Here is a 26,229-nt window from a genome sequence, read left to right on the forward strand (position 1 = left end):
CCGAAATGACCTCGGGCACGCGCCATCTCGGCGATTTCCCGCAGCGAGCCCAGCGGATCGCCATGCCGCCGCATGGCCTCGCCCAGCCCCAGATCGCGCGCGAGCTGCCGCCCGTACGCTTCCCGTGCGGGATCGCGCGGACCCGCCATCGGACCGGGAGCCTGCCGCAGATGATCGCCCAGTGCGCGCAGCGCGGGCGAGGCCACCGCCGGATCCACCGGCGGATGCGCGGGCGCGGGCACCTCCATTGCCCGGGTAGGAGCCGAATGCGGCTCCGGCCCAGGTTCATTCGCGGGTGCGACCGCGCCCGGATCCCGCACGGTGACCTCGGCGGTCGCCGGATGCACCGGGGTGGGCTCACCATGATTCGGAACCGTCACCGCCTCGCCGGCGGGTGTACCGAGTTCAACCGTCGGGGCCTCACTGGCGGGTAAGCCGAGCTCAACCGTCGGAGCCTCACTCGGCGGGACGGCGAACTTCGAGGTGTCGACCTCGACGGTCGGCGCTTCCGACTCGGGACGCGGGTAATCAGCCCATTCCACGCGCGGATCCACCGGCTTCGCCTCGGTATCCGGCCGAGTGGGGTAATCGGCCCACTCGATACGCGGATCCGTCGGCGGCACTTCGGTATCCGGCTGAGTCGGGTAGTCCGCCCACTCGATACGCGGATCTACCGGCAGCTCGGATACGTCCGACCGCGTGTGGTCGGTGGACGAGGTTTCCGAATCGGTGTCGGGGCGAGCGGCAGCGCCGGTATCGGAGGAACCGGAGTCCGGGGGGCCGTCGGGTCGCGGGGCGACCGGGGGCGCGGAGTCGTCGCCGGGATCGGGGCGGCCGCCCGCGTGCTCCCAGAGGAAATCGGCGCGTTCGGCGGCGATGCGCGCCACATCATCGGCGGCATCGGCCTGGAAGCGTGCCCAACTCTCGGTCGAACTGCCGGGCTCGCTCGCATCGGCGATATCCCGCAACCACGCGGCGTGCTCGGCATCCATCCGCGCACGCCAATCCGCCTGCACCGCCAGCTGACGCTTCAGCCACGGCGAATCCTCCGGCCCGAAAGGCGCTGCGGCGAGCGGCCGATCACCGGGTGGTTCATCGCCTCCCGCCATACCCGGCTCCGGTGGCGTTTCGGGACCTTGCGGCGGCACCTCGACATCGGACGACGGCGGGTAGTTGGCCCACTCCACCCGAGGATCGGCGGGACCTTCCGCATCGGGACGGGTGTAATCGGCCCACTCCACGCGGGGATCGACCGGGGTGGGCGCATCCGGACGGGGGTAGTCGGCCCACTCCACGCGGGGATCGACCGGGGTGGGCGCATCGGGGCGGGGGTAGTTGGCCCATTCCGTGCGGGGGTCTGTCGGTGGGGTGGGGTCGGGGTGGGGGGTGAGGTTGTCGGTTACCCAGTTGGCGAAGGCGTCGGCTCGGTGGAAATCGGTTGCGGCGGATTCGAGTTGGGTGAAGGCGGCGGTGGGGTCGCCCTGGTCGAGGCGGACCGTGCGGGATTGCAGGTCGGCCATGGTGTCGGCGAGGAGGGCGGGGGTCAGGTCGGCTTCGGAGGTGTTGAGGCCGGTTACCTCGCGGAGGGTCGTGATGGCGTCGCGGAGGGCGGCGCGGGCGGTGTCTCGGGCGCGGTTGGCGGCGTCGGTGACGGGTTCGCTGGCGGCGGAGGCGGCGGATTCGAGTCGAGCCAGCTCGGTTTGCCAGCGGGAGACGGTGTCGCGGGCTCGGTCGACTCGGTCTGTGGCAGCGGCTATTTCGGCGCGAGCCTGCGGGTCGGCGGGGTTGGGACGGGTGGGGTCTTGGCCGTCGCGGCCGATAGTGCTGACATCGCGCAGGATTTCGGCGGTGCGCAGGTCGAATTCCGCGTCCCGCAACCCGCGGCGGGCGGTGTCGATCGGCGTCTCGGCAGTGTGGAAGGCCTCGACCGCGTCGGATTGTGCTGCGGCCAAACCATTCTCGGCCAGGTGCACGCGGCGGGCACCGTCGACGATGTCCTGGATGCGGTCCTGCCAGGCCGCATGCTCCTCGATCGGCAGTCGCCTGCCGCCGACCTCGTCGATCGCCGCGAGGTAGTTCTCGGGGGTGAGGTCGGCCGGATCCAGGGGCAGAGTGCCGATGACCGCGCGGAGATCGGCCTGTGCCCGGTCGAGTTCTCGCCGCCACGCCTCGATCGGCGTCTCCGCCGGGCCGACGGACTCCGAAACCGCTGTGTCCAAAGCGGATTGCAGTTCGGCGACGCGGTCGGTGAGCCGGTTGTGTTCCTCGGCGGAGGCGCGCAGCGCTGCCACTCGTTGATCGAGCTGGGCCTGCGATGTCCCCACGGGTTCCCGGGTGCCCAGATAGTCGAGGGTGCCGTGCAGACGCCCCCGCGTCAGATCGGAGTCGCCGATGGGCCGCACCGGATCGACCGGAATCCGGCCCAGGTCGTAATCCCTGGTGGTGCGCGCACCGTCGAGATCGGCTCGCGCCCTGCCCAATTCGGCGGCCAGCTGTTTCGGATCGGCCAGCTGCGGCGTGGTCGTCGGCTCGGTGAGGGCGTTGTGCGCAGCGGCGAGTCGCTCCAGCTCGTTGATATCGGCGGTACGGGTCGCGACTTCCTCACGCAGCGTTGCCAGCACCTCGTCGAGCTGCTCGGGCGTGAGCCGCTCGTGCTGGTCGATCTTGCCGTCGCGGTAGACCTCGTACACCTCGGCCCAGCGCTTGGGATCGCTGCCCAGCTCCACACCCAGCAGGCGCGACCACGCGTCGGTGGCCATGGACGGCGCGTCCGAGGATGGCGGCTCGCCGACCCGGTCGGTCATCAGCTCGCGCAGCGGGGCGGCGGCCTTCGAATCATGAATGGGCAGTTCGCCTTCGGCGACGCGCGGGTCCAGGTTCGGATCCAGGCGCAAACCGTCGGTGAACGGGTCGATACGGTCCAGCGCACCCGCGTACTCGGTGAGCGCGGCCAGCAGGTTCGGCCGATCGCCGGGCCGATGCATCAGGTTGGCGATGGCCTCCTGTAGCGCGGGCGGGTGAATACCCTTGGGATCCGGCGCGTAGGTGTGCAGATCCTTGCTGTGCTTGTTGGGGAACAGCTCCGCCGGATCGATGCCGAGCCGCACCGCCAGCCGATCGCGGGCCGCCAGCGCCGCGGACTCGTCCATGCCGCGCAGCAGTTTGGCGTAGTTGGCCAGATCCTTGACCTGCTGGGCGCGCAGTACGGCGGGGGTCTTGGGATCGGCCAGCAGCTGCGCCACCCGCTCCGGGGTGAGCTGGTCCGGCTCCAGGCCGAGGCGGTTCGCGAGATTGTCCCGCGCCTCGTTCAGCTTGTGGAAGTTGTCGATGGCATCGCTGGTGCGGATGAAATCCGCCATGCCCTCGATCTGTGCGGCGCGCAAAGCATTGTCGTGATGCAGCGCCGCGATGGTATCGGCCAGCCGGTCCGAGTTGAGGTCCATGAGGTACTGCGTGAGGCGCGCGGCGACCTCATTGCGAGCCAGACGCACCGCATCCGGATCGTGCGGGGTCTCCGGCTGCGAGGACGGATCCTGGTGCTGGGCCGGGGAATCCAAGCCCGGCGAGGCGACCCGCCAGGGACCGTCATCGGTGCGCAGCATGGTGACCGGCATGCGTCGGCCGTCCACGTCGACGTCCTGGAAGCGCGCCTCCGGGGGACGCTCGCTCTCCATGATGTGCACCTGGTCGGCGTCATCGATCAACGCCAGACGGTAATCGAGGTGCAGCGCACCGGAATTCAGCAGTTCGCCGATATGCGGGTGTTCGGCGAGGAAACCGGCGAGATGCGTGTCGTGATCGTCCTCGGCGCGCATGACGACCAGCCGGTGCGGGTCACCCGGCGCGTCACCGGGGTAGATGCCGACGCTCGGATCGAGGGTGACGCCGCCGTGCTCGTCCACCCAGCCGTGCGCGATATCGTCGACGACCAGCTGCCGCTGCTCGCGGGCCGTCGCATCCGCGTGCAGGAAATCGTCCACGGCAGTGGAGAAGTCGGATACCGCGTAGATCCGATCGCGCAAGTCCAGGCGCAGTTCGGCCAGGGTGCGGTTGAGTCGCTCCTCCGGCGCGAGAGAATCCAGTTCGACGCCGAGCAGCTGCGCCCAATTCGAGCGTTCATCGCGAATCTGGTCGCGCAGCAGGGCACGTTCGAATAGCGGGCCGCCCTTGCTGGTGTTCGCGTCATCGCCGAGGTCGTCGAATTCACGGCCGGGTTCGGCGCTGTTGTTGACGCCCTCCCACTGCAGCATGGTGGTGCTCAGGCCCCGGGAGCGGGCGTACTCGCGCAGGAATCCGCTGAGCGGGTCATTGTCGAAAATGCTGACCTCATCGCTGTAGGCGATGCTGGCATTCTCGGTGTTGTAGCGCTCGGACGCGCTGCGCAGGCCCTCGATGGCTCCGGCTTGGCGCAGCGCCAGGTAGTTGGACTCGTCGAGAGCATCGCGCAGCGTGGCGGCGTCCACGCTGGTGAGGTCGATACCGGCGCGGTCGGCATGCCGGTGCAATTCGGCCAGGGCGGCAGCGCGGGCGTCGAGGGCGTCGGCGAACGGCTGCGGCAGATCGGCGGGGTGCCGGGCTGCGGCCGGATCACCCTGTGCCGGTGTGGGTTCGGTGGGTGACTCGCCCTGTTGGTGCGTCTCCCCCGGCGGAAGCTCCGGATGTGTCTGTCCGGGTGGGAGTTCGGTATGCGTCGGCCCCGCCGTGAGCCCCGGTACCTCCAGACCCGAACGGCGCAGGCTTTCCTCGATGGCCGCGCGCACCTTCGGGTCGCCCTCGGTGAGCCAGGGCTGATACTCGCCGTTGCGGGTGTGCATGGGGACACCGTCGCCCGCGATGGTCGCGACCCGGCGGCTCAGCAGGCGCAGCAGCGGCATGCGCTCGCGCGCCTTCCAGATGGTCGCGCCCTCCTTGCCCAGGCGGACTGGGTTGAAGCCGTCCTTCAGGGTCTCCAGTTCATGGCTGTGGATCAGCGCGCCGACATCGTGGACGATCTCGACCTGGTACTTGCCGTCCTGTTTGGAGCCGGAGCCGTATTTCGGTGAGTAACCGCCGTATCCGCCCTTGAACGCGTCCCAGAGCTTGCGCATGAGGGAGCGGTGCGGCTGCTCGGGGGTGGTCTTGGGCGGGGCGGACTGTTCGGGCAGGCCGGGGCGGGTGGTGACCTCGATGCGCTGGTGACCGTCCGCGTCGGTGGTGACCCGCACGTGTACGCGCTCGCCGTCGGCCTCCAGCACCAGGTGGCGACTGGTTGGGGTGTCGCCGGTGTGATTGGCCGCGGCCACCAGATCCGCGACATCCTCTGCGCGCCGCAGGGTTTCAGTGCGCAGTTCGGTGAGGGTGGCGTCGCGATGCTGCGGTGCGAGGTCCTGCGGGTCGCGGCCGAGCAGGCGCGCCCAGTCATCGCGCAGGGCGGCGATCTGCGCGCGGTGCGCCGGATCGGTGGTGGCATCGTGATGCTCGGCGAGCCGGGCGAGTTCTTCGATGGCACCGGCGCGCAACAGATTTCGGTATTGCAACTCACCGGCGACTTCGGCCAGGCGGTGCGGGGACAGGTCGGATTCGTCCAGGTGCAGGCGGGCGGCGATATCGTCGCGCAGTTCGGACATGGACAGGGCGCGCGGCTCGTCCGGGATGCCCTCACGGACCGGGCCGTCCCACGGGTTGAGTGGGAGTTCCTTTGGTGGGGTTCCGGATTCGTGGTCCGGGTGGTTCGCGCCTGGGGACGGGTCGGGGTCGTTCGCGCCGGAAGTCAGCTCGGGACGTTCCGTACCCGAGGTCAGCTCGGGACGGTTGCGACCGGCGAGGTCACGAGCCGCCTGTGCGGCGTCCTCCTCCGCGCCCGCGCGGGCCAGACGCTCATCGAGGCCGAGGCGGTGCAGCTCGGCCTCCATGGCCGACACCTGGGACGGATCGGCCTCGGTACGCCAATACTCCTCACCCGCGTAGGCCTCTTCGGTCGTGAGCGGAACCAGATCCTTTGGACGCATGGGCGTCGGCGGGCGGCTCTGGTCTGGATCGCCGAAAAGGTCGCGGGCATGGGCGGTTTCGGCGATCTCCCGCAGCGCGGCCAGCGGATCGGGATGCCGGCTCAGCGCATCGCCCAGGCCGAGCGCGTCGACCAACCGGGCAATCTGCGCCTGCTGCTCCGGAGCGCGCGGGATTGCCGCCTGCTGCGGCGGCATCTGACGCAGATGATCCGCGATATCGCGCAGCGCGGGCGAGGCGACAGCCGGATCTACCGGGGGTGCAACGGTATTCGCGCCCTCTACGTCCGGACTCGGCGCGGGCAGTTCGACAGTTGAGGCTTCCGACGCGGGCACCTCGACCGTCCGGGCTTCCGCAGGCGGCAATTCGACCGTCGGAGCCTCCGAAGCGGGAACCGGGAGTTCCACGGTGGTCGCGTCCGGCGAATGTTGTTGCGTCCCAGCCTCATTCGGCGGGATGGGCAATTCCAGGGTTTCGGCGTCGGGTGAATGGCGGGGGGTGGACGGATCGTTCGTGGGCGGATCACCCGGGGTGAGTGGGACCGTGGGGTCTTCCCCGTTCGGGCCGTAGGCCATCTGGCGGCGCTGCGGTCCTTCGCGGCGGTCGGGGTTCGGATCGGCGTCGGCGGGCTGGGTGGCCTCGGGCGGCTTCAGGGTGCCGTCCGGGTTGAAGGGGGTGTAGTGGTCTGCTGCCGGGGCGATACCGGCGGCGGGCTCGGGGGCTGCCGCGGGGGCGGGTGGTCGGATCGGTTCGGTTCCGCGCAGGGCCGCGGTGTCCAGGAGCAGCTTGTGCAGCACCTGTGCCGGTTCGCTCGCGGCGTCACCGTTGCGGGTCACGTCGGAGAAGGCCTCGGCCACGGCTTCTTCCGGGTTGAGCAGCCCGGACTCGTCGAAGCAATAGCGGCTCAGCTGATCCAGCCAGGTGGAGTAGCCGACCATGGTGCCGCGCGTATCGCGGTAGTGGTCCATCAGCGCGGCGCGTGCCAGATCCAGCGCCTTGCTTTCCCCGTGCAACTCCAGCACATGGCCGAATTCGTGGACGATCGTCGAATAGATCGGCCGCTCACCGTGTCCCGGCGCGAAGCTGCCGTCCGCGTCGCCGTCCCTGGCCTGCGCCGCCCACGTGTCCGGGTGTTCGGCCAGGTCCATATTCAGCACGATGCATTCGGCCGCGGGCCTGCCGTCGGCGGCGATCTCATCGTCGACGAACGCGGCGGAGTTCTTCAGTGAGCTGGGCTCCGTCTCACCCGTGGACTCGTCGACATCGTCGGGATCGACCGTGAAATCGTCGACCTCCAGGGCACGCAGGATGGTCCCGGGATGCTCGGTAAGCATGTCGTCCACCGCGCGCGCGAATTCCCGCAGCACCTCGACATCGATTCGGGGATCCTGGAATCCGGTGATCTCCAGGCCCCAGCGATCGGTGAGCAGATCCTCGATCTGCCGCGAATCCAGTTGCGACCATTCGTCATCCGGGCGCGGCGACCAATCCGGTGCGGGGTCGTGACTGCCATCCGACGGCGAATCGTCGTGCTGATGCGCGGAGTCGTCGTGCTGAGGCGTCGAATCCTCATGCGGAGCAGGTGAATTCCGCGGCCACGAGCCGTCATGCGCGGGAGTCGCCTCGTGCGCGGAGTCGTCCGGGAAGACCATGCGGCGGCGCGGGCCGTCTTCCGGGCGCGGACCGTCACCATCCGCCGCCGGGCGCGGGGATTCGCCGCCGGGCCGATCCGCGCGCTCGGACCGGACCGGGCCGGGCGCGTCGTCGTGGGCGGGCAGGGCGCGCGGCGCGGGGGCGTCGTTATCGCGGCCGCCGAAGCGGTCGGTGAGGCGCTCCCACAGTCCGCGTGCGCGTTCGGGTTCGGCGGTCAGCGGCGCGGCGCCGTCGAGCACGCGAGCGGCGATCCGGTCCGCCAGGTGTTGCGGATCCGCATCGGACATGTGCTGGAACCGCGCGGCCAGATGATCGGAAGCGGTGCCCGCGCCGGTGGGCGGCGGCACCCGCCAGCCGCCGTGACCGTCACGCTCCAGCCAGAGGTTGAGTTCGATCTTGCCGATCTTCAGCGGGAATCGGCTGTAGCGGTCCCGATCTCGGACGCGGTGCTCATCGGGAGCCTCGTCCGGGAGATCCGGCATGGCAAGACGACGGGTCAGCAGATCGCGGGCGACGGCGGCCGGATGCGGGTACGTCACCGCGGAATCGCCCTCGGCCTGCCGGTGACCGGCCTCCATGAACCGGTCGGAGAGCCGGGTCGGGACCTGCTCGTGCATACCGTCGCGGCGCAGCGAGAACTTCGGGCGCGCAACGTGATCGAAGGCATCCGGGCCGAGCTGGCCCAGCCACTGCTCGAAACCCAGTGTGGTGGAACCCTCTTCGCGGTAGCGCAGGTAGTGCGCGAGCATCTCCGCCACCGCTTCACGGTGATCGGGCCTGCGCATCGGGCCCTCGGCCTCGCTCGCGAACAGATTCCGGATCCGGACGCCGTCACCGTGCTGGGTGACCTCGCGGTACTCGATGCGGTGCGTGCCGTCCCACAGTGCGTCCGCGTAGCGCGGATCGGCGGCGGCCAGCTCGCGCAGCGCGTGCATATGCCCGCCCTCGGGCGCGAAGACCACCAGCGTGTCCCGGACGCCCACGGTATCGCGGGTCCGAATCACCTGATCGGAGAGCCGCTCCCCCGCCGGATACGTTCGCCGCAGCTCGTCTTCCGAAGCGTTCCTGGACAATTCGATCGCATCCGGGCGCGGAGGATGCGCGATGGACTCGTCGCCGACATCGGCGGGGAGGTGATCGACGGCGGTGGGATCGGTGCGGGGTGCCTCCGTGCGAGGGTCGGTTGCCTGCGGGGCATCGATCGGCCGGGGTGGTTCCGAGCCGGGGGTGTCCGACCAGGGGAGGTCGGAGCGGGGTTCGGAGATGCGCGGGAGGTTCGGCCGGAGGTCGGAGGGGTGCGGGTGGTTGGTGGTGTCGGCGGGGGTGTCGAGGTGCGGGGTGTCGGTGAAAGCCGGTCTGCCCCAGCGGGGGTCGTCTGCCTCTCCGTAGGAGCGGACCACGTCGAAGGCGACCTCGGCGGCGTCCAGGCCGGTCTTCTTCAGGTATTTGCGCAGGGCGTCGACGCCCGCCTCGTAGGCGCGGGATTCGGGGGTGCCGGTGCGGGCGGGGCGATCCATCGCCCTGTCATAGGCGGCGGTGTAGGCGCGCTCGGCGGGGCCGACCAGGATCGGCGTGCCGGATTCACGCAGCAGGCGCAGATGTTCGATCTCGATCGCGTAGTCGGCGGCGCGGCGATCACGAGCCTGCGGGGTATCCCGACCGTGCGCGCCGGGGGCGGGCGTCGGTTCGGTGCTCGGCGGAATGCCGTGTGCGTGATCCCATGCCGCGCCGTGCACGACACCCAGATCGCGCTGCGACACCAGCGGTCCGTCGGTGGTGATGCGCGCGGTCACCTCGCGCACGGCGGCGCGATAGGCGGCGGCCTCCAGCATGCGCCGGGTGGCGCTGTCATTGCCCCTGTAGGCGCGCTGCGCCGTTTCGAGCGCCTGGTCGCGGGTCGCCAGGAAGGCACGCTCCAGCGGATCGCGCACCGGCGGGCGTTCGAAGCCCGAATTCGCGTACCAGACACGTTGATTCTCGAAGGACAGCGCCAGACCCTCGGCATGCCTGCCCAGCATGGACTGCACGTATTCGTCGCGGGTCAGGTCGAAGCGTTCCAGCGGGCCGTCGACCGCATGGATCGCGTCCGCCACCAGCGCGGCGTGCACGAGCTCGCCGACCGTGTGGTTGAACGAGCTCACCGGGTACGGCAGCACAACGGTATTCGTCGCCGGGTCGTAGCCGAGCAGCGATCCCTGGCGCGTGCGGCCGTCCGGTCCGAGGCCGGTGGATGCCTCCGGCTCGCCGCTGAAGCGGATGTCGACACCGTGCCGGTCCAGGGTCCGCACCGCCCAGCGGCTGATGTCGGTACCGCTCTCGTGGCCGAGCGCGGTCAGGCGAATCTGGTCGCGGGCGACATCCAGGGCCAGCGGCTCCGGATGGCTCGCCCAGGCTCCGGGGAGGCGTTCCGTGCCCGGCTGCTCGTGCACGGGCGGGGTGGTGTGCTCGTCCGCGAGGCCGAGTGGGAGGTTCTCATCCGTGCCGCCGGTGAAGCGTGAATCCGCCAGCAGGGCTTCGATTCCGGCTTCGTGCGCGATTCGGCGCAGTTCGGTCTCGGAGATCTCCGGGGCGCGGGCGCGGGCGGCCGCGGCGGCCTCCTCACCGGCGGTCAGGTAGTCGTCCTGGATGCCGCGGCGGTATTCCGATTCCGCGCGATCTCGCAGTGGACCACCGCTCGGGTCGTAGCCCGCATCGCGCAGGGCGCGCTCGAATTCGGCTTGCCTGCCGAAAGATTCGGCTGCCGAGTGCAGGGCCTCCGTACGGGTGGGCGGGGTGTCGCGGATCGGAGCATCGGTCGCGGACAGCGGATCGGTGTCGCTGAATCCGAGCGAATCCTCTTGTGCCCTAGCGGTATCAGGAGCGCGGTCGGCGGGGGTGGTCAGGGTGTCGAGATGTGCGACGGCGGCGACAACGGCGGACGCCTGCGCCAGTTGATCGCGGCCGTGGGTATCTATGACGAGTTCGCGGGTGCCCGCGTCGAAGGAGTCCGGGTGACCCAGGCCCTCGGTGTCGGTGAGGCGCAGGGTGACGCCCGCATCGCGAAGCGCGGCCAGGGCCTCGCGGCCGATATCGGTGCGCGCCAGCACTTCCGAGATCGCGATGATCTCCGGACGGGCGGGGCGGCCCGCCCAGGTATCGGGTGCATTGCCCGGGTAGGCCAGGTCGCGGACGGCGCGCTGCTCGGGCGGGACGCCATCGTCCGATCGGCGCGAACCCGAGTCCCGATCCTGTGGATCCGACCATTCGGGATCCCCGGTCGCTGGGATCGGTTCCGCAGGAACGGGTTCGGGATGCAGGCTGCCCGCGCCGTCGCCCGAATTATCCGGGGTCTGCGGTCGAACGGGTTGCGCACCAGGATCTTCCGGCGGCTCGTCGGTGCGGACGCCGACATCGGACGGTGCGGTTTCGGGGGATTCGAGCCGGGCGGGGGGCTGTTCGGTGTGCTGAACGGGGCCCAGATCCTCGATCTCGTGGCCGAGGGCGCGCCAGTGCTCGCGGGCGGCGTTCACCAGGGTGCGGTTCAGCACCTTGGCGGGTTCGCTCGCGGCTTCGCCGTTGAGTTCGGCATCGGCGAAGGCTTCGGGCAGGGCCTCCTGTGCGAAGAACATGCCGTCCTCGCGGAAGCTGTACCCGCTGAGCTTTTTCAGCCAGGTGTCGAAGGCGTCGGCGTTTTCCCGGATGGGGCCGTAATGCTCCTCGTAGTAGTCGGCCAGGTCATTGAAGGCGCGCTGGTTCGCCTGCTCATTGCCCGCGAAATCGACGCCGTGGCCGAGTTCGTGCACCAGGGACGAATACACCGGGCGCTCACCGGCTCCCGGGACGCGGATACCCCGCGCCTCATCCGCCGCGACCCGACGGTGGAACTCCTGCGGATCGGTGGCGTAGCGCTCGCTGAGAATGAGTCGCTCGGTGTGCTTGCTGCCGTCCGGACCCGCACCGTCCGATGCGATCGCGAAAACGTTCGCGTCGGTGATCGGGCCTATCGATACGCCCCGGAGATCGATGTAGGGATGCCGGGCCAGCATGTCCTCGACGGCACGGGCGAACTCGCGCAACACTTCCGGATGCACATCGGCATGGTCGAAGCCGTCGACCTCCAGTCCGAAGTCCTCGCGCAGCACCCGCTGGATCTCGTCGCGGTCGCGGTGTGACCACGAATCCTCGGGCTGCGGAGGCCAATTCGGCTCGATTGGTGGAGCGCCATCGCCGGAGTTCGAGTCATCCAGCGAATGGTGTTCCGGCGCAGTCTGATCGGGCTCCGCAATCGGCCCGGTGTGGTCCGTCGTCCCCCAATCGCCGTCGTCGAAGAACTCCGGCCCCTCGGCCTCATCGACCCGAGTCGCCTCCGGGCCAACGTCATCGGTGCGCCAGGAGCCGTCGTCGCGGCGCGACTGCTCCGGCTCCGGGCGGGTCGCGTCCACACGAGTCCCATCCGCGGGGAGGGGCTCCGGACGGGTGTCGTCGCTGCGGGTCAGGTCGGCGGGGAGGGGCTCCGGGCGGGTGCCGTCCGTGCGGGTTTCGTGCGGGTGGGGAGTTTCGGTCGGGGCGGCCGCGAGGGGGGTGGGGGGCGATTCGGGGAGGAGGTGGTGTTGGGCGGCGAGTTCCTTGAAATATTCGGCCAGGAGTTGCTGGCGGAGGGCATCGGCGCGGAGGCGGGCGAGGGCAGGGTCCAGGTTCTCGCGGTTGAGGTCGACACCGAAGGCATCTGCCAGGGTTGTGCGCTCCTCGGCGAGGGCGCGCCGGGCCTCGGCGGCGGCGCGGTAGCGGTCGATGACGTCGGTTTCGGGTGACGGACGTTCCGCGCCGTTGTTGACACCCTGGTTGTCCAGCATGGAAACGGCTTCGGGACCGAGAAGTTCACGGAGCAGACGCAGGCCGGGGTCGTCGCTGACCAGACCCTTCAGGTCCAGCGGCAGTTCGCGGCTGAACGGAACCCTCGCGTCCTCCTCGGTGTAGCGCCTGGCCACGTCTTCGAAATGGTCGATCGCCTCATCGCTCAGGCGCGCCCGCTCACGCATCTCAGCTTCCGCCAGGCGCAGTGAGAGCGAGCTGTAATCAGGCAGTGCTACATCGAAATGCGCTGCCAGTCTGGACAATTCCGTCTCGAGGGCATGGCGTTCGGCATCGTCTCGCGCGGGCAGCGCGATATCCGCGCGGGTGTCCTCGTTCGGGTTCGGAGAGGCCGGATCGGGTTGGGGCAGTGCGGCATCGAGTTCGGCCCAATGCTCACGCATAGCCGCCGGGACATCGACGTCGGCGGCCAGGCGCGGATCGGCCTCGTTCTCCCAGTACCGGTCCTCCGAACCGTCGGGGTTACGGGGGATCACGAAATCGTCAGGGCGCGCGGCATTGACACCGCGCATGAACTCCACGATGCGCCCGCGCTGGCGGAACAGTTCGACGAGTTCCTTCAATACCCGAACCGAGTTCGGTGCGGCGAGATCCGGATGGCCACCGGCCAATTCGATGACGGTGTGCGCCGCCAAGGTCTGACCCTGACCGTCCAGGCCCGAACCGGACGGGTGCTTCAGGATCGGTGCGTGGCCGTCCCGGAGCAGACCGCGAATCTCGGCACCGATCGCGCGCAACCGTTCGGCCGCCCGATGCAGCGGAGATGCGGGACGCTCCGGCCGGGCGGGCGCGTCCGAACGCACGGGCTCGACCGGGGCGGGCAGATCGGTGCGGGTGTCGTCGGTACGCGTGCGCTCGGCATCGGGGCGCGTGGTGTCGGCGGCGGAGCGTTCCGCGGGCAGATCCGGGTGCGTGGCGGCCGGCGAAACATGGTCATCCGCACGCAGATCCGTGCGTGTGCCGTCGACGCGGGTCTGCTCGGCGGCCGGGAGGTCGGTGCGGGTGCCATCGACCCGGGTCGCGTTCGGATCATCCGCGTTCCAGGTGCCATCCGGATTACGCGGCGCATCGGGCGGAACGGAATCCTGCCGGTCGGATTCCCACGACCCATCGTGCTGCCGCGACTGCTCCGGCGGGCCGTCAGCCTGCCAACTGCCGTCGTGCTGGCGCGACTGCTCCGGCGGGGGCTCCGACTGCCAGGTGCCATCCGTCTGACGCAGTTGCTCCGGCGGGGATTCCGACTGCCAGGTGCCGTCGGTCCTACGCAGTTGCTCCGGCGCGGTTTCCGACTGCCAGGTGCCATCGGGGCGGCGGATCTGATCAGGGGCGGGCGAATCATCTTGCACCGCAGAAGGTTCGGCGGCGTGCAGGGCATCCGGCTCCAGTGGGCGGTCCAGGCCCGCGATGATCCGCTCCAGTTCTGCGTGACCGGCATCGATACGGCGCGCGAGCTCGCTCATTTCAGCGGCGGACTCGTCCAGGACATCGGAGGCGCGGGCGATCGCCTCGGACAGGCCGGGCTCGCGGCCCTCGGCGATCGCGTCCAGGTCGCGGCCCACCATGCGGTCGATGGCTTCGAATCCGGCGTCGATGCGGCGCTGCAACTCCGCGAGCCGCGCCTCCGATTCCCGGATGACGGCACCGGCGCGATCCACGGCCTCGCTCACGGTGCGCGCGGGCTGGGGCTGGCTCGGCTCGGCCGACGAAGCACCTTCCGGCGGCGAATCCTGCTGCGCGGGAGCCGAATCCGACGGGTCCGAGGCAGGATCGCTGCCCTCCGGCTCGGATGCGGGCGGAGCGTCGGGCGTCCGCGGCGGTTCGCCGCCACCACCCGCCGCATCGGCAAGCTCCGGCTCCGGCGCGTCGACCTCGGCGCGAGTCGACTCCGAATCCCGCCGGGGCGGCACCGAATCATGTTGCGTCACTGCGGAATCGGGGTGAGGGGTTGGGGTGGCGTCAGTGGTCAGGGGGAGGGCGGTGGCGCGGATGGTGTAGGTGCCTTCGCCGTGGTCTTGTACGGCGTCGATGTGCAGGTCCAGGCCGTGGGCCAGCATGAGGGAGGGGAGGTCCGCGCCGTGGGGGGCCAGGTCGCCGAGGGAGAGGGCGGGGGTGCCTGCGGGCAGGACCAATTCGATTTGGTGGGTGATGCCCTCGAGGGAGGGGATGGCACCTAGGACAGCCTGCGCGTAGTCCGGCAGGTGCTGGGTGGTTCCGACCAGGTCGGCGGGGTCGGTGCCGAATGGGTTCGAGCCGAGGGCGAGGGTCGCCATGACCGGTTCGGTGAGTGGACCCAGGTTCAGGGCGCCGTCGATTCGGGCTATGGCACGGGCGATTTCGGGGGTTGACTCGGCGTCGCCGCGCAGCACGGCGGCGATATCGGCGCGCGTGGGTCCGGGCGCATCGGTCGCCGCGCGGCGGTCGCGCAGATAGTCGGTCAGGGCGGCACGTTGGTCGTCGGTGAGACGGGTGTGCGCGTCGGCCCACGCGTCCCGGGCGTAGGCATTGGCCCCCGCCAGGTCGAAGGGCAACTCCTCCGCCGTGGGCAGGAAGCGGACCGGCTGATTGTGGCCGATACGGACACGCTCATCGAGCATGGCCCGCTGCTTGCTCGCGAGCTTGTGCACCGGGTCGCCATCGGGTTTGAAGACGATCGCGTGGGTGCCCTGGGTTTCGCGCGGAACCACCGGCGGGAAACCGTGCTCGCGCTCGGCGGCCGGGTCCTTGACCACGATCTCGCCGCCCTCGTTTACCAGCAGATAGGCGTGCGCGCCCACCCCGTAGGCGTCCGCGTCGCCGGCGTAGTGGTCCACCACCAGCGCGGCGGAACCGGGACCGAGGTCGCGCAGGCGGTCGGCGATCGCGTCGTGATCGGGATACTCGCGCAACTGCCCACCGGCCGCCGAGACCAACTCGTCGCGGGACATGCCGGATGCGCCGATGGTGCGCTCCGGGATTCGAATCCGGTCGCTGCCGGTGATATCGGCCAGCATGCGCAGCGACAGTTCACCACACCGGCCACGGGTGGAACGGCGATCCTCCCCCTCGGAGGAATCCGGTTGCGGCACAGCGGGTTGCGCATCGTCACCTGGTTGTGGGCCGTCGTCCAGTCGACCTGGATGCGGGGTCGAACCGTCATCGCCCTCCGGCAGGCCCGCGCGACGACCAGGGCCGTCCTCCGGCTTTCGCGCACCGGGCGGCGTGCGGTCGCCAGGTGCGCCGGTCTCCGGTCTCCGCCCGGTATCCGAGTGTCGCTGACTCGAGCCGTCGTGATCGCGGGTTACCGGACCATCCCCCACCGGAACCGGCGCGACCAGCAGCGCATCGGGATCATCCCGATGCGCCCGATGCGCGTCATCATCGTTCCGAACCGCCGAATCACCCTCCGGCCGTTGCCCATCGGCCTCACCGTCCCGCGCCGCCCGAGTCTTCGCCGGGTCATCCGCATCCGCCCGCACGACAGGGTCATCCGCCCGCGTACTTGGCGAATCCCGCTGATGTTCAGGCGAATCGGCGTGATCAAGGGAGTCGTCCGACCGCCCGCGCACACCGTCTTCCGAGTCCGGACGGATCGCTGAATCCGAATCATGCGACGTGGAATCGTCGCGATGCGGCGCGGAATCCTGGTTGTCCCGAACATCGTCGGACCGATCGCGGGTGGCGGCATCGGACTCGGGGCGCGTGGATGGGTCCGCATCCCGGCCCGGCGAATCGTCCCGATGCTGTTGCGAACGATCGTTTGCGCCGTCCTGCGTTTCCGGGCGGATGGCGGGATCGGAGTCGCGTGAGGTGGAGTCGTCGCGGTTCGGCGGGGAGTCGTCCCGATGCTGTTCGGGGGCGTCCGATCGGTCGCTCGCGCCGGTTTCCCGCTCGGGGCGGGTAGCGGGGTCGGAGTTGTCGGGGTGCGGAGTCGAATCGTCGGCGTGGGGAGGGGAATCTTGGTGGTGGTCAGGGGTTTCGGTGCGGTCCAGGGAGGTGGTGTCGGCCTCTGGGTGCGTGGTGGAGTCCAGCTCCGAGTCCGGGCGCGTAGTGGCCTCGGAGTCTTGGTGCGGTGCGGGGGCGTCCTTGGTGCCATCGGGGTGAGTGGCATCGGACGGAGGTGCGGCTGCGGAGTCGTGGGTGGGGGGCGCTGCCGAGCGATCTGTGGTGGGGCGGGCGTCGGCGGCGCGGGACTCCGGGGTGGGTTGAGGGCGTGGGGTTTCGGCGCGGGGGCTGGAGGGGTCGGTCGCGCGTGAGCCGGTGCCATCGCCCGCGCGCGGGGAAGCGTCGGCGCGAGGAGCGGCGGCGTCAGTGCGGGGGGCCGAGCCGGGGGTGCTGCGGTCGTGGGCTGCGGGCGCGGTGGAGTTCGCGGGTGCGTTCGGGTTCGAGCTCGCGTTTACGCCGGAGGTCGGGTTGGCGGCGGATCCGGCCGCCGGGTTCGGGGCCGCGCCCGCGGTTCCGGCGGATGCCGTGTTGGGGGCGGCGGCCGCGTTCGTGCCCGCGCCCGCCCTCGGGGCTTCGCCCGAGCCGCCGGGGGTGGTGGAACCTGTACCGCCGGAGCCAGTTTGGGGGCTTGCGGCGCTGGCGGGACTGGTGCTCGGGGAGCCGCTGCCGGGTGCGGTGCTGCTCGGCGAAGAAGCTCCGCCGGGTGAAGCACTACTGCTCGGGGAGGCGCTGCCCGGCGAAGAGCTGCTCGGCGCGGAACTACCTGGGGCGGAAGTGCTCGATACGGAACTTGCCGGAGCGGCACTCCCCGGTGCGGAACTTGCCGGGCCCGCGCTACTCGGAGCGGAACTTGCCGGGGCCGCACTGCTCGGTGCGGAACCTGCCGGAGCGGCACTGCTTGGGGCGGAGCTTGCCGGGGCGGCACTGCTGGGGGCGGCGGCTGGAGCGATGCCGGTTGCGGCGGGGGCCGGGGCCGCGGATGGTGCCGTGTCGGAGGGGTGTGGGATGCCTGCGGTTGGGGCGGGGGCGGCGGATGATGGTGTGCTGCCGGGTGATTCGGTTGGGGCGTGGCCGTTCTGGGTGGGGTTCGGGGATGTTCCGGGGTGGGTGCCCGCGCCGTCGTGCGCGCCCGGATCGGTCGGGCCTGCGTCGTTCGCGCCCGGCGCGCGGGTGCCGATTCCGCCCGGATGGTCGACGGTGGGGCGGGTTTCGCCGGGGGCGGCGTCGTTGCCGCGGGTGCCGCGGGTGCCGTTATCACCGGCGTCGGTGCTGCCGGCGGGATGCAGGGAGCTGCCGTCACCGCCGTGTGTGGCGCTCGGGCCGGAGCCATCTCCGTTGTGGCCGTTGCCATTCGCGCCGCTGCCGTTCGCACCGTCGCCATTGACACCGCTCAGACCCGGTCCATCACCGGTGTGGACACCGGGACCCGCGCCGAAGTCGAACTCCGGCGGGCGGAAGCCGATACCGGGCACATTGCGGCCGCTGCCGCCCAGCTTGGAGTCCCAGTAATGATGCGCCCGTGCGTGCATATCGCCGGAGATCGCGCCGTTGGAGACACCGGCGGTGAGCATGCGGGGATCGAATTGGGTATTGGACAGGTTCTCGACGGCCTTGTCCCAGCTGTCGTACTTGATCCAGTCCGCAACGAACTGGGTGCCGGTGGCGGCGACGAAACCTGCTCCGGCACCGACGATTCCGGCACCCATACCGGTGACGCGGGCGGCGACCAGATGATTGACCCCGGCATGACTGAGCTTATTGCCCGCCCATTCGCCGAGCGGCCCGGCCGCCATACCACCGGCGGCCGAACTGACCATGGTGACCGCGGCCTGCGTCCAGTCGATGTTCTTGCGGTGCCCCTCGATCACCTGCCATTCCTGAATACCGAGCTCCTGCAGGGTGCCCAGAGCGGTGTCGATGGCGGCGTGCTTGAGGAAGAACTTCACGAACGACGCACCGGCCATGCGCGCCACCCGCGCGATGATGGCGTCCACCGCCTCCCGCCCGATGATTCGCACCGCGACACGCGTGATCGCCACGGCCGCGGCCTCCACGGCCGGTGCGGTCGGCGGGAAGATCCACGCCGCCGCGATCTCCCCCGCCAGCAGCACCAGGGAGGAGTAGAACATCAGCTTGGTGTATTCGATCTCGGTGCCGACCCCGTCGGCCGATTCCCCGATCTGATCGAAGTACTTCGCCAGATCCGGCAGCGAGGTGCTCTCTTTGTCCCCGCCCTTACCGGACAGCGAATCGAACGCTCGGGACATCTCCTCGACGCCCTTGCCATCCGGATACGCGTTCAGCGTCGCGTATTTCGCGTCGTCGATGGCCGACATGAGATCGCGCAGGCCACCGGCACCGGTGTGCCAGTCCTGTGCGAGCGCTCGCATCTGGTCTTCGTCCCCGTGCGGCCATTCCATGCCGACGAGCCAGCCCAGCCATTCCAGCGATCCGGGCAGTTCCATCATGTGCGGAGGTTCACCCCGATAGCCCGCCCGCTACCAGCCGGAGTCGGTGGCCGCGCCGCGGCGCGGGGCCGCGGAACCATCTGATTCCGGATTCGCCTGAGTCGCAGTGCGTTCCGGCGATTTCGGCGGAGCCGTCGATACCACCGGAGCCTCCGGCACGCGCAATTCCCGGCTCAGATCCGGCAAACCCGGCACCAAATCGGACAGCTTCGGCAACCGATCCCGATTCTGCGATACCGGCGCGAGCACCTCGCGACCGCGCTTGGCGACCTCGGCGGCGGCCTGCTGCGCGGCCTCGGTCACCGCCTTGGCGATCTCGACATAGTCCAAATCCTCGATGCTGGAAGAGAATTTGGTCTCGATCACCGTGCCCTCGGCATTCACCGTCACCGTCACCCGCTTCTGCCGCACCGAGGCGGTCGCGGTCAAAGCAGCACGCTCACGCTGCAATTGGGTGATGGTGCGCATCTGGTCGGCGAAGCCTTCCAGGATGTCGGTCAGATCGTTGCGCGCGCGTTCATTGCTCATCGGCTCAGTCTCACTTGAACTGTCCGCCGTTGCCGTCATCCATACGGGTCAACAACTCCAGTGCGTCCTGCTGACCCTTGGAGAAGTTGCCGAACGTGCCGGACATATTGCGGGCACCCTGAATGATGTTGATGCTGCTCTTGCCATAGCCGTTGTCACCGCTGACGAACCCGGCCCCCATGGTGTCGTTACCCCACGGCTCACCACGCCCGGTGGAATCGGCGACCAGCTTGTCCACCACCCGGTCGATGCCATCGCGGACGATGCCGGTCTTGTTCGAAGCGGTGCGCAGCAGGTCCTTGTAGGACTCCAACCGGTCGTTCACGAGTCGTCTCCGTCCAAGGGGCGAGAACCGCAGGGGTTCCAACCCTTACAGGCCAGAGCGACCGATCAGTTGACGGAATATTAACGGCGAGTGCCGATTCGAGCGGGGCGCGAGCGGCCGCCGCACCCCGCTCGACTCATACCTGCTGTTCGCCGCGGGCTTCCATATGCCGGAGTACCTCATCGACGTACTGCCCGACCCGCCGCACCAATTGCTCCGGACTCGTAGCCACCGCACGGATCTCGGGCTGGTCCAGTTCGAACAGATAGCGGCCGTCATCGGGTTGATCCCGCCACAGCGCGCTCTGCGTCATGAGCCCGCGCGGGCCGAAGATCGACCGGCCCTGCAATACCCGGATCCACCCGCTGCGCTCGGCCGGTTCCGCCCAGAAGGCCCGGCTCCGGATTTCGGCCGAATCGTCGAACGAGTCGAAGGCCAGCGATTGCCTGGCCTCGTAGGGATCTCGTTCCGGGGGCTCGAACACCATGGGCAGCGGCGGCGCGCTGCCCGCCCCGGTCTGCGGCAGTTGCGCGAGCATCAGCGCGGGCAGCTGATCGGGCGCACATTCGGTCAGCGTGAATCCGGCGCTGTGATAGATGGTTTCGCCCATCTTCTGGGTGACCATGACCGCGTTCCAGCCGCGCCGCGCGCCATGTACGAGGATGCGGTGTTCCGGATTCTCGTAGTCGCTATCGCGCCACGCGGTCATGATGATCTGGATCTCGGGATGCTGCAGCGTTTCGAAAACCGCGGTCAGGCCGGAATCCAGGCGCTCGCGCAATCCGGCCTCCAGCCTGGAAAGTTCACGCTCGAAATCGTCCTGCGACGGGATACGACCGAAATACGAAAGCGGTGCGGGCAGCCGCCCATCGAGAAATCGGTTGCACAGCACCTTGAACTCGTCGTCGGTGAACTCCCAGGTCACGCCTCCACCGCCGGATCAGTCTCGGCGTACGCGTGCGCCACGGGCGGCGGTTCACCGATATGCGCGAGGGCGGACAGGAAATCCACCGGCGGCGGTTCGTGGTCCGCGCCCGCCTTGACACCGGCCATCATTGGATTGTCCGAAAGGTCCGCTGTCACACCGAATACCGGCTGGGTGAAGCTGGTGTCCAGGCCCGCGCGCGGGAAGAGATTGGTCAAGCCGCCCGCAGGCGTGGTCGCGACCGCGGCCGACGCGGGAGTCACCACGGCCGCACCGGAAGGCGTCACATCGCCGGGCAGACCGGCCGCCGGAACCACCGGGGTCTGACCCGAGGTGAGCCCGAGCAGCTGCGAGAGTTCGGCCAGCTTGTCCGGCTGATCCTTGATCTGCGCCATGGCCGCGGTGACCTTGTCCTCCGGCACACCCAGCAACTGCGCCAGCGAGGCGGTATCACCGGACTTCAACGCCGTGTCGAGCGCGGTGAGCAGGGACGGCAGCGATTGCGCCGCAGTCGTTCCCGCGCTCATCAGACCGCTCAACAGACTCGACAGCTGCGATAGACCCTGCCCGCCGCTGGACGCGTTGTTCGCCGGGCTCGTCGTCGCACCCGTCGAGGGGGTGCTGCCGCCCGGCAGCGAGGCACCCGGGGTGGTGCCATTGCCATTCGGATTGAGCGCGTTCTTGGCATCGTCGGCGGCCTTCTTGTCCGCGGCGGCCTTGGCGTCCGCGGCAGCCTTCTGATCGGCTGCGTCCTTCGCGTCTTGGGCGGTCTTGGCGTCGGCGGCCGCCTTCTTGTCCGCGGCGTCCTTGGCATCCTGCGCGGCCTTGGCGTCCGCGGCGTCCTTCGCGTCCTTCGCGGCCTTCTGATCCGCGGCGTCCTTCTTGGCCTGATCGGAATTGCCGCCACCGCCGCCACCGCCACCGCCGGTTTTCGGATCGGTCTTGGGATCGGTCTTGGGATCCGTTTTCGGATCGGTCTTCGGATCCGTCTTGGGATCGGTTTTCGGATCCGTCTTCGGATCTGTCTTGGGATCCACCGGTTTCGGCTGATCCAGGGCGGGCGGGGCGATGATCGGCAGCGACGCCTGCGTCTCCTTACCGCCGTTCTTCACATAGTCGCTGTCGAAGCGGTCCTGGTAGTCCCCCAGGCTGGTGCCGCCCAAACCGCAGGTACTCGGGTTGTCGTCCTTCTTCCACGGCATCCGGTCCGCCACGTACAGCATCCAGTGGGCGGTGAAGTCCAGCACCTGGCTCATGATCTTCATCGTGTTGACCAGCGGATCGGTATCCGTGGCGTATTTGGCGACCGCCTTGCGCGCCGCGTCCGCCCCGACACCGTGCCAGGAGTTGTTGAACGCCTCGATATCCATCACGAAGCCGGAGACGGCGGTGTGCACCTTGTCCGCCAACGTCTTCCAGTCCTGTCCGGCGTAGTAGATACCGGCGGTGTCGAGCATGGTGTTATGCATGCCGATCAGCTCGTCCCAGTCCCTGGTGCTGCCGCTCTCCCAGTCGATGTAGATCGAGCCGAGCACGCTGCTCGGATCTTTCGATTTCTGCGCCTGATCGCGCCAGGTCTTCACGTCGCCGGACAGGTCGTGATCGATCTTCCCGAACTCCATGAGACCGATTTCGCGGTTCTTGGTGTCGATGCCGACGGGAGTGAACGCGTCGTCCTTGGGGAGCGTGTAATTGTCCAGCGCCGGGATGGTTCGGCCGGCTTTGTCCAACTGCTCGGCCGAGAGCCCATCGGTGTCCTTGTACGCCTTACCGGCCGCGCGGAAGGTATCCACCATCGCCTCGAGGATCGAGATATGCCGATCGAAGGCGGTCTGAAGTTCGGTGCCGCGCGTACTCAAGGCCGTGGCCAGCAACCGCCCGGACCTCTGGTTACCGATCTGCGGCAGCGTCTTCAGGCCGAGGTCATCGACGGCTTTCTTGAAGCCGCGCATCGCCAGGATCACCTTGCCGGCCGCCTCCATACCCTGCTGCGCGGCGGAAGGGTCGAACTGCAGAGTTCGCCCCGCGACCGCCGTGTTCAGGTCCGTGCCCCAGGCCGCGGTTGTGTTGTCAGGTGCCATCGGTGCTTCAGTCTCTTCCGCCCGTGATCAACATGTTCTGCACAGCACACCCTACTTTCATTAACTGACAGTGGCGCGCAATGGAATTCAAGCCTTTACGCCCTGGTAGCGGGACGAAGTGAGGCCCGGATGAAACCGCTCTGCCCGGCCATCTGCGATGATCGGACACCGTGCGAATCTTGGTGCAGCGGGTGAGTTCAGCGCGGGTGAGCGTCGACGGCGACGTGATCGGCCGCATCGATCCGGCCGCGCACGGTGCGGCGCACGGGCTGGTGGCGTTGGTCGGGGTGACCCACGGCGATACCGAGACCACCGCGAAAGCCCTGGCGGACAAGCTTTTCCGGCTGCGCATCCTGGACGGCGAACGCTCGGCCGCGGATCTGGGCGCACCCATTCTGGTGATCAGCCAGTTCACCCTCTACGCCGACACCGCGAAGGGGCGGCGGCCGTCCTGGAACGCCGCCGCACCCGGACCGGTCGCGGAGCCGCTGGTTGACCTGTTCGCGGCCACACTGCGGGAGCTGGGTGCGACGGTGGCGACCGGGCAATTCGGGGCGCATATGCACGTGGAACTGGTGAACGACGGACCCGTCACGCTGCTGCTGGAGGGATGAGCACCGAGGCGGCAGTCACCACGACGGGCGACGGGATCAGGTTGTGATCGGATCCAGTACGCGCTCGACCAGAGCTGTGTCGCAGTGCTCGATGATTTCGGTGATGCGGTCGTCCGTCATGCGGAAGATCAGGCAGTAAGTCTGGGGGTATGCCTCGCCCCGGACGGTGGTGCCGTAGCCGCGGGCCTGGACCACGACGCGATCCTCGTCCGCCAGCACGAAATCGGCTTCCATGCGGTAGCCGTCCGCGAACTGGGTCATGAGCGGGCGCAGCAGGCCGTGCAGGACTTGGGTTTTCGGCTCCCAGGTGCCCGCCCAGGACCAATTGCCGGGGAAGGTCCAGCGGCAGTCGTCGGCCATGGCCTCGCCCAGGGCGCGGGTATTGCCCTGCGCCAGTTGATCGAAGACGGCGCGAATGAATTTCTTGTTCTCCACAGTGTTCACAGCAGCGAAATTACGTCCGCGACAGCCATGCGACCAGCGAGAGTCTGGCATATCTGGTATCACGTTTGCGCATGGGTGAGTTCACGGTGACCGGGTTGCGGGTGGTGCGCGAGGCCGCGCGCACCGGATCGTTCACGCGAGCGGCGCAGCGTCTGGGGTACACCCAGTCGGCGGTATCGCGGCAGATCACACTGATGGAACAGGCGGCGGGACATCCACTTTTCGACCGACAGGCGCGCGGGGTACGACCCACCGAGGCATGCCGAATCGTGCTCCGGCACGCCGACACCGTGCTGGACTCGCTCGATACCGCGCGCGAGGAGCTGCGTAACCCGCAGCCGCCCAGCCGCATTCGGATCGGAGCGTTCTCCACCGCGAATGCCGCATTGATCCCACGCGCCATAACCATTGCCGCGCAGCAGAACCCGAGCCTGAAGGTGCGATTGCGCGAGGGAATGACGCCGGGACTGCTGTCCGGGATCGCACGCGGACGTATCGACATGGCGGTGCTCTCCGGAACTGTCGACGCGCCTCCCGGCGTGGAAGTCGCACCGCTACTGTTGGATTCACTTCACCTGGCGGTGCACGCGGCCCATCCGCTGGCCGCCCACACCACGCTCGCGCCGACCGCGCTGCGCACCGAGAAGTGGATCGTGGGCAGCGAGGATCCGCGCAGCACGCTGCTCGGCGGGTGGGCACACGCCGGTTGGCAGCCACACATCGCCTACGTCGCACGCGACTGGGTCGCCAAACTCGGACTGGTGGCGGCCGGACTCGGCGTCACGCTGGTCCCCGGATTGGCCGTACCGGCGCTTCCCGCAACGGTTTCCGTCATTCTCATCGACGATCCGGCGGCGGTGCGGCCGACCGTGCTCGCCTATCGCCGCGGCGGGCCGGGCGATACGCATCCCTTCGCCGAGGCACTCCGGGACAGCGCGGCGCAACTCGCCGCCGAACTCCGTGCGCGCCTGAGGAATTGAGGGTCAGGCGACCGCGATTCCGCGCACCCGGACTCGGCCCGGCACCACGCCGAACCGGGGCCGTGGCATTCGAGACTCCGGTTCCCGCCGGTCAGTTGCCTTGCCAATACATGCGCTCATCACCGGTAGGTCCGGCGGGCGGGGACGGACGGGATTCGCGGGCCGGGGTGCTCAGCGCCAGGATGAAGCCGATACCGCCCAGGGTGAGGATGACACTCGGCCAGACCCAACTGGTGGTCAAGACCATTGCCAGCGCGCCCAGGACCAGGGTGAAGGTGCTGACCAGCAGGCTTTGCGTATCGCGGTTCATGGCGCTTCCCTTCAGAACGGACTTGCCTGGCAGACAGCGCGAATGGAGACCGTCGCGTCGTCGAGATCCGAATCCTTCAGCCAGTGATACCCGGAGCCGGTGTATTTACTCAGCTTCTTGCTGTCGGCACGGACGCCATCCTGATTATCGCCGCGGTAGTTTTCCGATGCGTTGCGCAGATCTTTCAGTTGATCGGTCAATTCCGATCTCGCCGCCTGCAAGGTCGAGAGTTTGCCGCAGAGTTCGGTTTTCTGCACCGGCCAGCTGGTCAGGCAGGCGATGCCGAACGCGATCACCGCGACGATCGCGAAGAAGGTGTTCAGGCCGCGCACCAGCAGTCGGCGACCGAACACCTTGCCGGCGGACTCCGGCAGCTCGGGCAGCAACTGTTTGAACAGGAAGCGGAAGACCAGGAAATTCGGGATCGCGTCGATGCCCTGGGTGATGCGAATGTCATCGCCCGCCTCGATCACGACCTGACCCTGATGCACGCGGAACGCCCGAAGATCTTGCAGCGCAATGACTTTCTTGCCGGTACCGAGTTCGACCGCCGATAGCGACCAGGGACCGAACTCCACCCGCTGCCCCGACCGCACCGCGTCGAGCGCGCCCTGCGCCTGGCGCACCGCGACCGACTCCACCAATTCTGGACCCCATTCGTCCGGATTCGACAGGCTCTCGGTGAGTTTGAGTTCCGCACCGCGGATATCGACGAGCCGGTACTCGTGGTTGGTATGGGTGTGCACGCCATTGCGATGCACCCGAGTTACCTTCTGCCACACCTTGGTTGAGGAATACAGCACCACCCGCACCTCGCCGCCCGCCAGCAGCGTGCACCCGTTCTCGTACAGATCGAGCCGGGCATCCCCCTTGAGCGCCAGATATCCCTTGCGATGCGCGCCCAGCCGATTCGCATCCGCCGCCTGCGCGATCCGCCGCATCAACTCCGGATCCTGATTCCCCACCTGCGCCCCGGCCATGCCCCTCCTAGCTCGATCACTTCGGGCTCAAACTATCCCCCGCGCGCGATCGCCGCAAAACAAACCGGTACGTTGCGAACTCGTTCTATCGGACCCACAAAAAAACGCACCCGCACCGGTAGAACCGGAACGGGTGCGAAAAACTTTGTGCCAGTGGCGGCTTG

At 68.8% G+C, this 26,229-nt stretch carries 10 protein-coding genes (1 of these 10 running past the window's edge); 2 read left to right on the forward strand and 8 right to left on the reverse strand.

The genetic code is table 11. From position 1 onward, the window contains the following. From ACFVUS_RS16895 to ACFVUS_RS16915, 5 genes are all read right to left on the reverse strand, one after another. On the reverse strand, positions 1–18,878 hold the 5' portion of the coding sequence (locus ACFVUS_RS16895) for a hypothetical protein (RefSeq protein ID WP_387766558.1). Its footprint begins 14,254 nt before the window's first position; the window shows 18,878 of its 33,132 coding nt (coding positions 1–18,878); the start codon lies at positions 18,876–18,878; its stop codon lies beyond the left edge, outside the window. A gap of 30 nt (positions 18,879–18,908) precedes the next feature. Then, the gene (locus ACFVUS_RS16900) at positions 18,909–19,406 is read right to left on the reverse strand and encodes a YbaB/EbfC family nucleoid-associated protein (protein WP_387766561.1); all 498 of its coding nucleotides are present in this window, start codon (positions 19,404–19,406) and stop codon (positions 18,909–18,911) included. Between the two features lie 10 nt (positions 19,407–19,416). Beyond that, entirely contained in the window at positions 19,417–19,731 is a 315-nt protein-coding gene (locus ACFVUS_RS16905) for a hypothetical protein (RefSeq protein ID WP_387766564.1), read from the reverse strand. A gap of 136 nt (positions 19,732–19,867) precedes the next feature. Then, positions 19,868–20,656, reverse strand: coding sequence for an ESX secretion-associated protein EspG (locus tag ACFVUS_RS16910; RefSeq protein ID WP_387766567.1), 789 nt, complete (start codon positions 20,654–20,656; stop codon positions 19,868–19,870). Further along, positions 20,653–22,737: a hypothetical protein gene (locus tag ACFVUS_RS16915; RefSeq protein WP_387766570.1), complete on the reverse strand. Its 2,085-nt coding sequence runs from the start codon at positions 22,735–22,737 to the stop codon at positions 20,653–20,655. Before ACFVUS_RS16915 ends, ACFVUS_RS16910 begins: the two co-directional genes overlap by 4 nt. A 170-nt stretch (positions 22,738–22,907) precedes the next feature. Between ACFVUS_RS16915 and dtd the strand changes: the two genes are divergently transcribed. Beyond that, positions 22,908–23,351 (forward strand): D-aminoacyl-tRNA deacylase, encoded by a 444-nt coding sequence (dtd, locus tag ACFVUS_RS16920; RefSeq protein ID WP_387766573.1) that lies wholly within the window; start codon positions 22,908–22,910, stop codon positions 23,349–23,351. Positions 23,352–23,387: 36 nt separating this feature from the next. Here the strand turns inward: dtd and ACFVUS_RS16925 are convergent, their stop codons facing one another. After that, a complete protein-coding gene (locus ACFVUS_RS16925; protein ID WP_387766576.1) occupies positions 23,388–23,795 on the reverse strand; it encodes a nuclear transport factor 2 family protein in 408 nt (135 codons plus the stop codon). Between the two features lie 71 nt (positions 23,796–23,866). Between ACFVUS_RS16925 and ACFVUS_RS16930 the strand changes: the two genes are divergently transcribed. Beyond that, a complete protein-coding gene (locus tag ACFVUS_RS16930) occupies positions 23,867–24,775 on the forward strand; it encodes a LysR family transcriptional regulator (protein WP_387766579.1) in 909 nt (302 codons plus the stop codon). 91 nt (positions 24,776–24,866) lie between these two features. On the opposite strand, the gene ACFVUS_RS16935 is transcribed toward ACFVUS_RS16930, so the two are convergent. Both ACFVUS_RS16935 and ACFVUS_RS16940 read right to left on the reverse strand, forming a co-directional pair. Continuing rightward, positions 24,867–25,085, reverse strand: a complete 219-nt coding sequence (locus tag ACFVUS_RS16935) for a hypothetical protein (RefSeq protein ID WP_387766582.1) — start codon at positions 25,083–25,085, stop codon at positions 24,867–24,869. A gap of 11 nt (positions 25,086–25,096) precedes the next feature. Further along, positions 25,097–26,065, reverse strand: a complete 969-nt coding sequence (locus ACFVUS_RS16940; protein WP_387766585.1) for a DUF6585 family protein — start codon at positions 26,063–26,065, stop codon at positions 25,097–25,099. Positions 26,066–26,229: the final 164 nt, after the last annotated feature.

The sequence above is a fragment of the Nocardia sp. NPDC058058 genome (assembly GCF_042885355.1).
In the GTDB taxonomy this organism is placed as follows: domain Bacteria; phylum Actinomycetota; class Actinomycetes; order Mycobacteriales; family Mycobacteriaceae; genus Nocardia.

What these genes read in the sequence shown, in the direction of transcription:
- ACFVUS_RS16900 (WP_387766561.1), bottom strand. Translation starts at nt 19,406, where the DNA reads ATGAGCAATGAACGCGCGCGCAACGATCTGACCGACATCCTGGAAGGC.
- ACFVUS_RS16915 (WP_387766570.1), bottom strand. Translation starts at nt 22,737, where the DNA reads ATGGCACCTGACAACACAACCGCGGCCTGGGGCACGGACCTGAACACG.
- ACFVUS_RS16930 (WP_387766579.1), top strand. Translation starts at nt 23,867, where the DNA reads ATGGGTGAGTTCACGGTGACCGGGTTGCGGGTGGTGCGCGAGGCCGCG.
- ACFVUS_RS16935 (WP_387766582.1), bottom strand. Translation starts at nt 25,085, where the DNA reads ATGAACCGCGATACGCAAAGCCTGCTGGTCAGCACCTTCACCCTGGTC.
- ACFVUS_RS16940 (WP_387766585.1), bottom strand. Translation starts at nt 26,065, where the DNA reads ATGGCCGGGGCGCAGGTGGGGAATCAGGATCCGGAGTTGATGCGGCGG.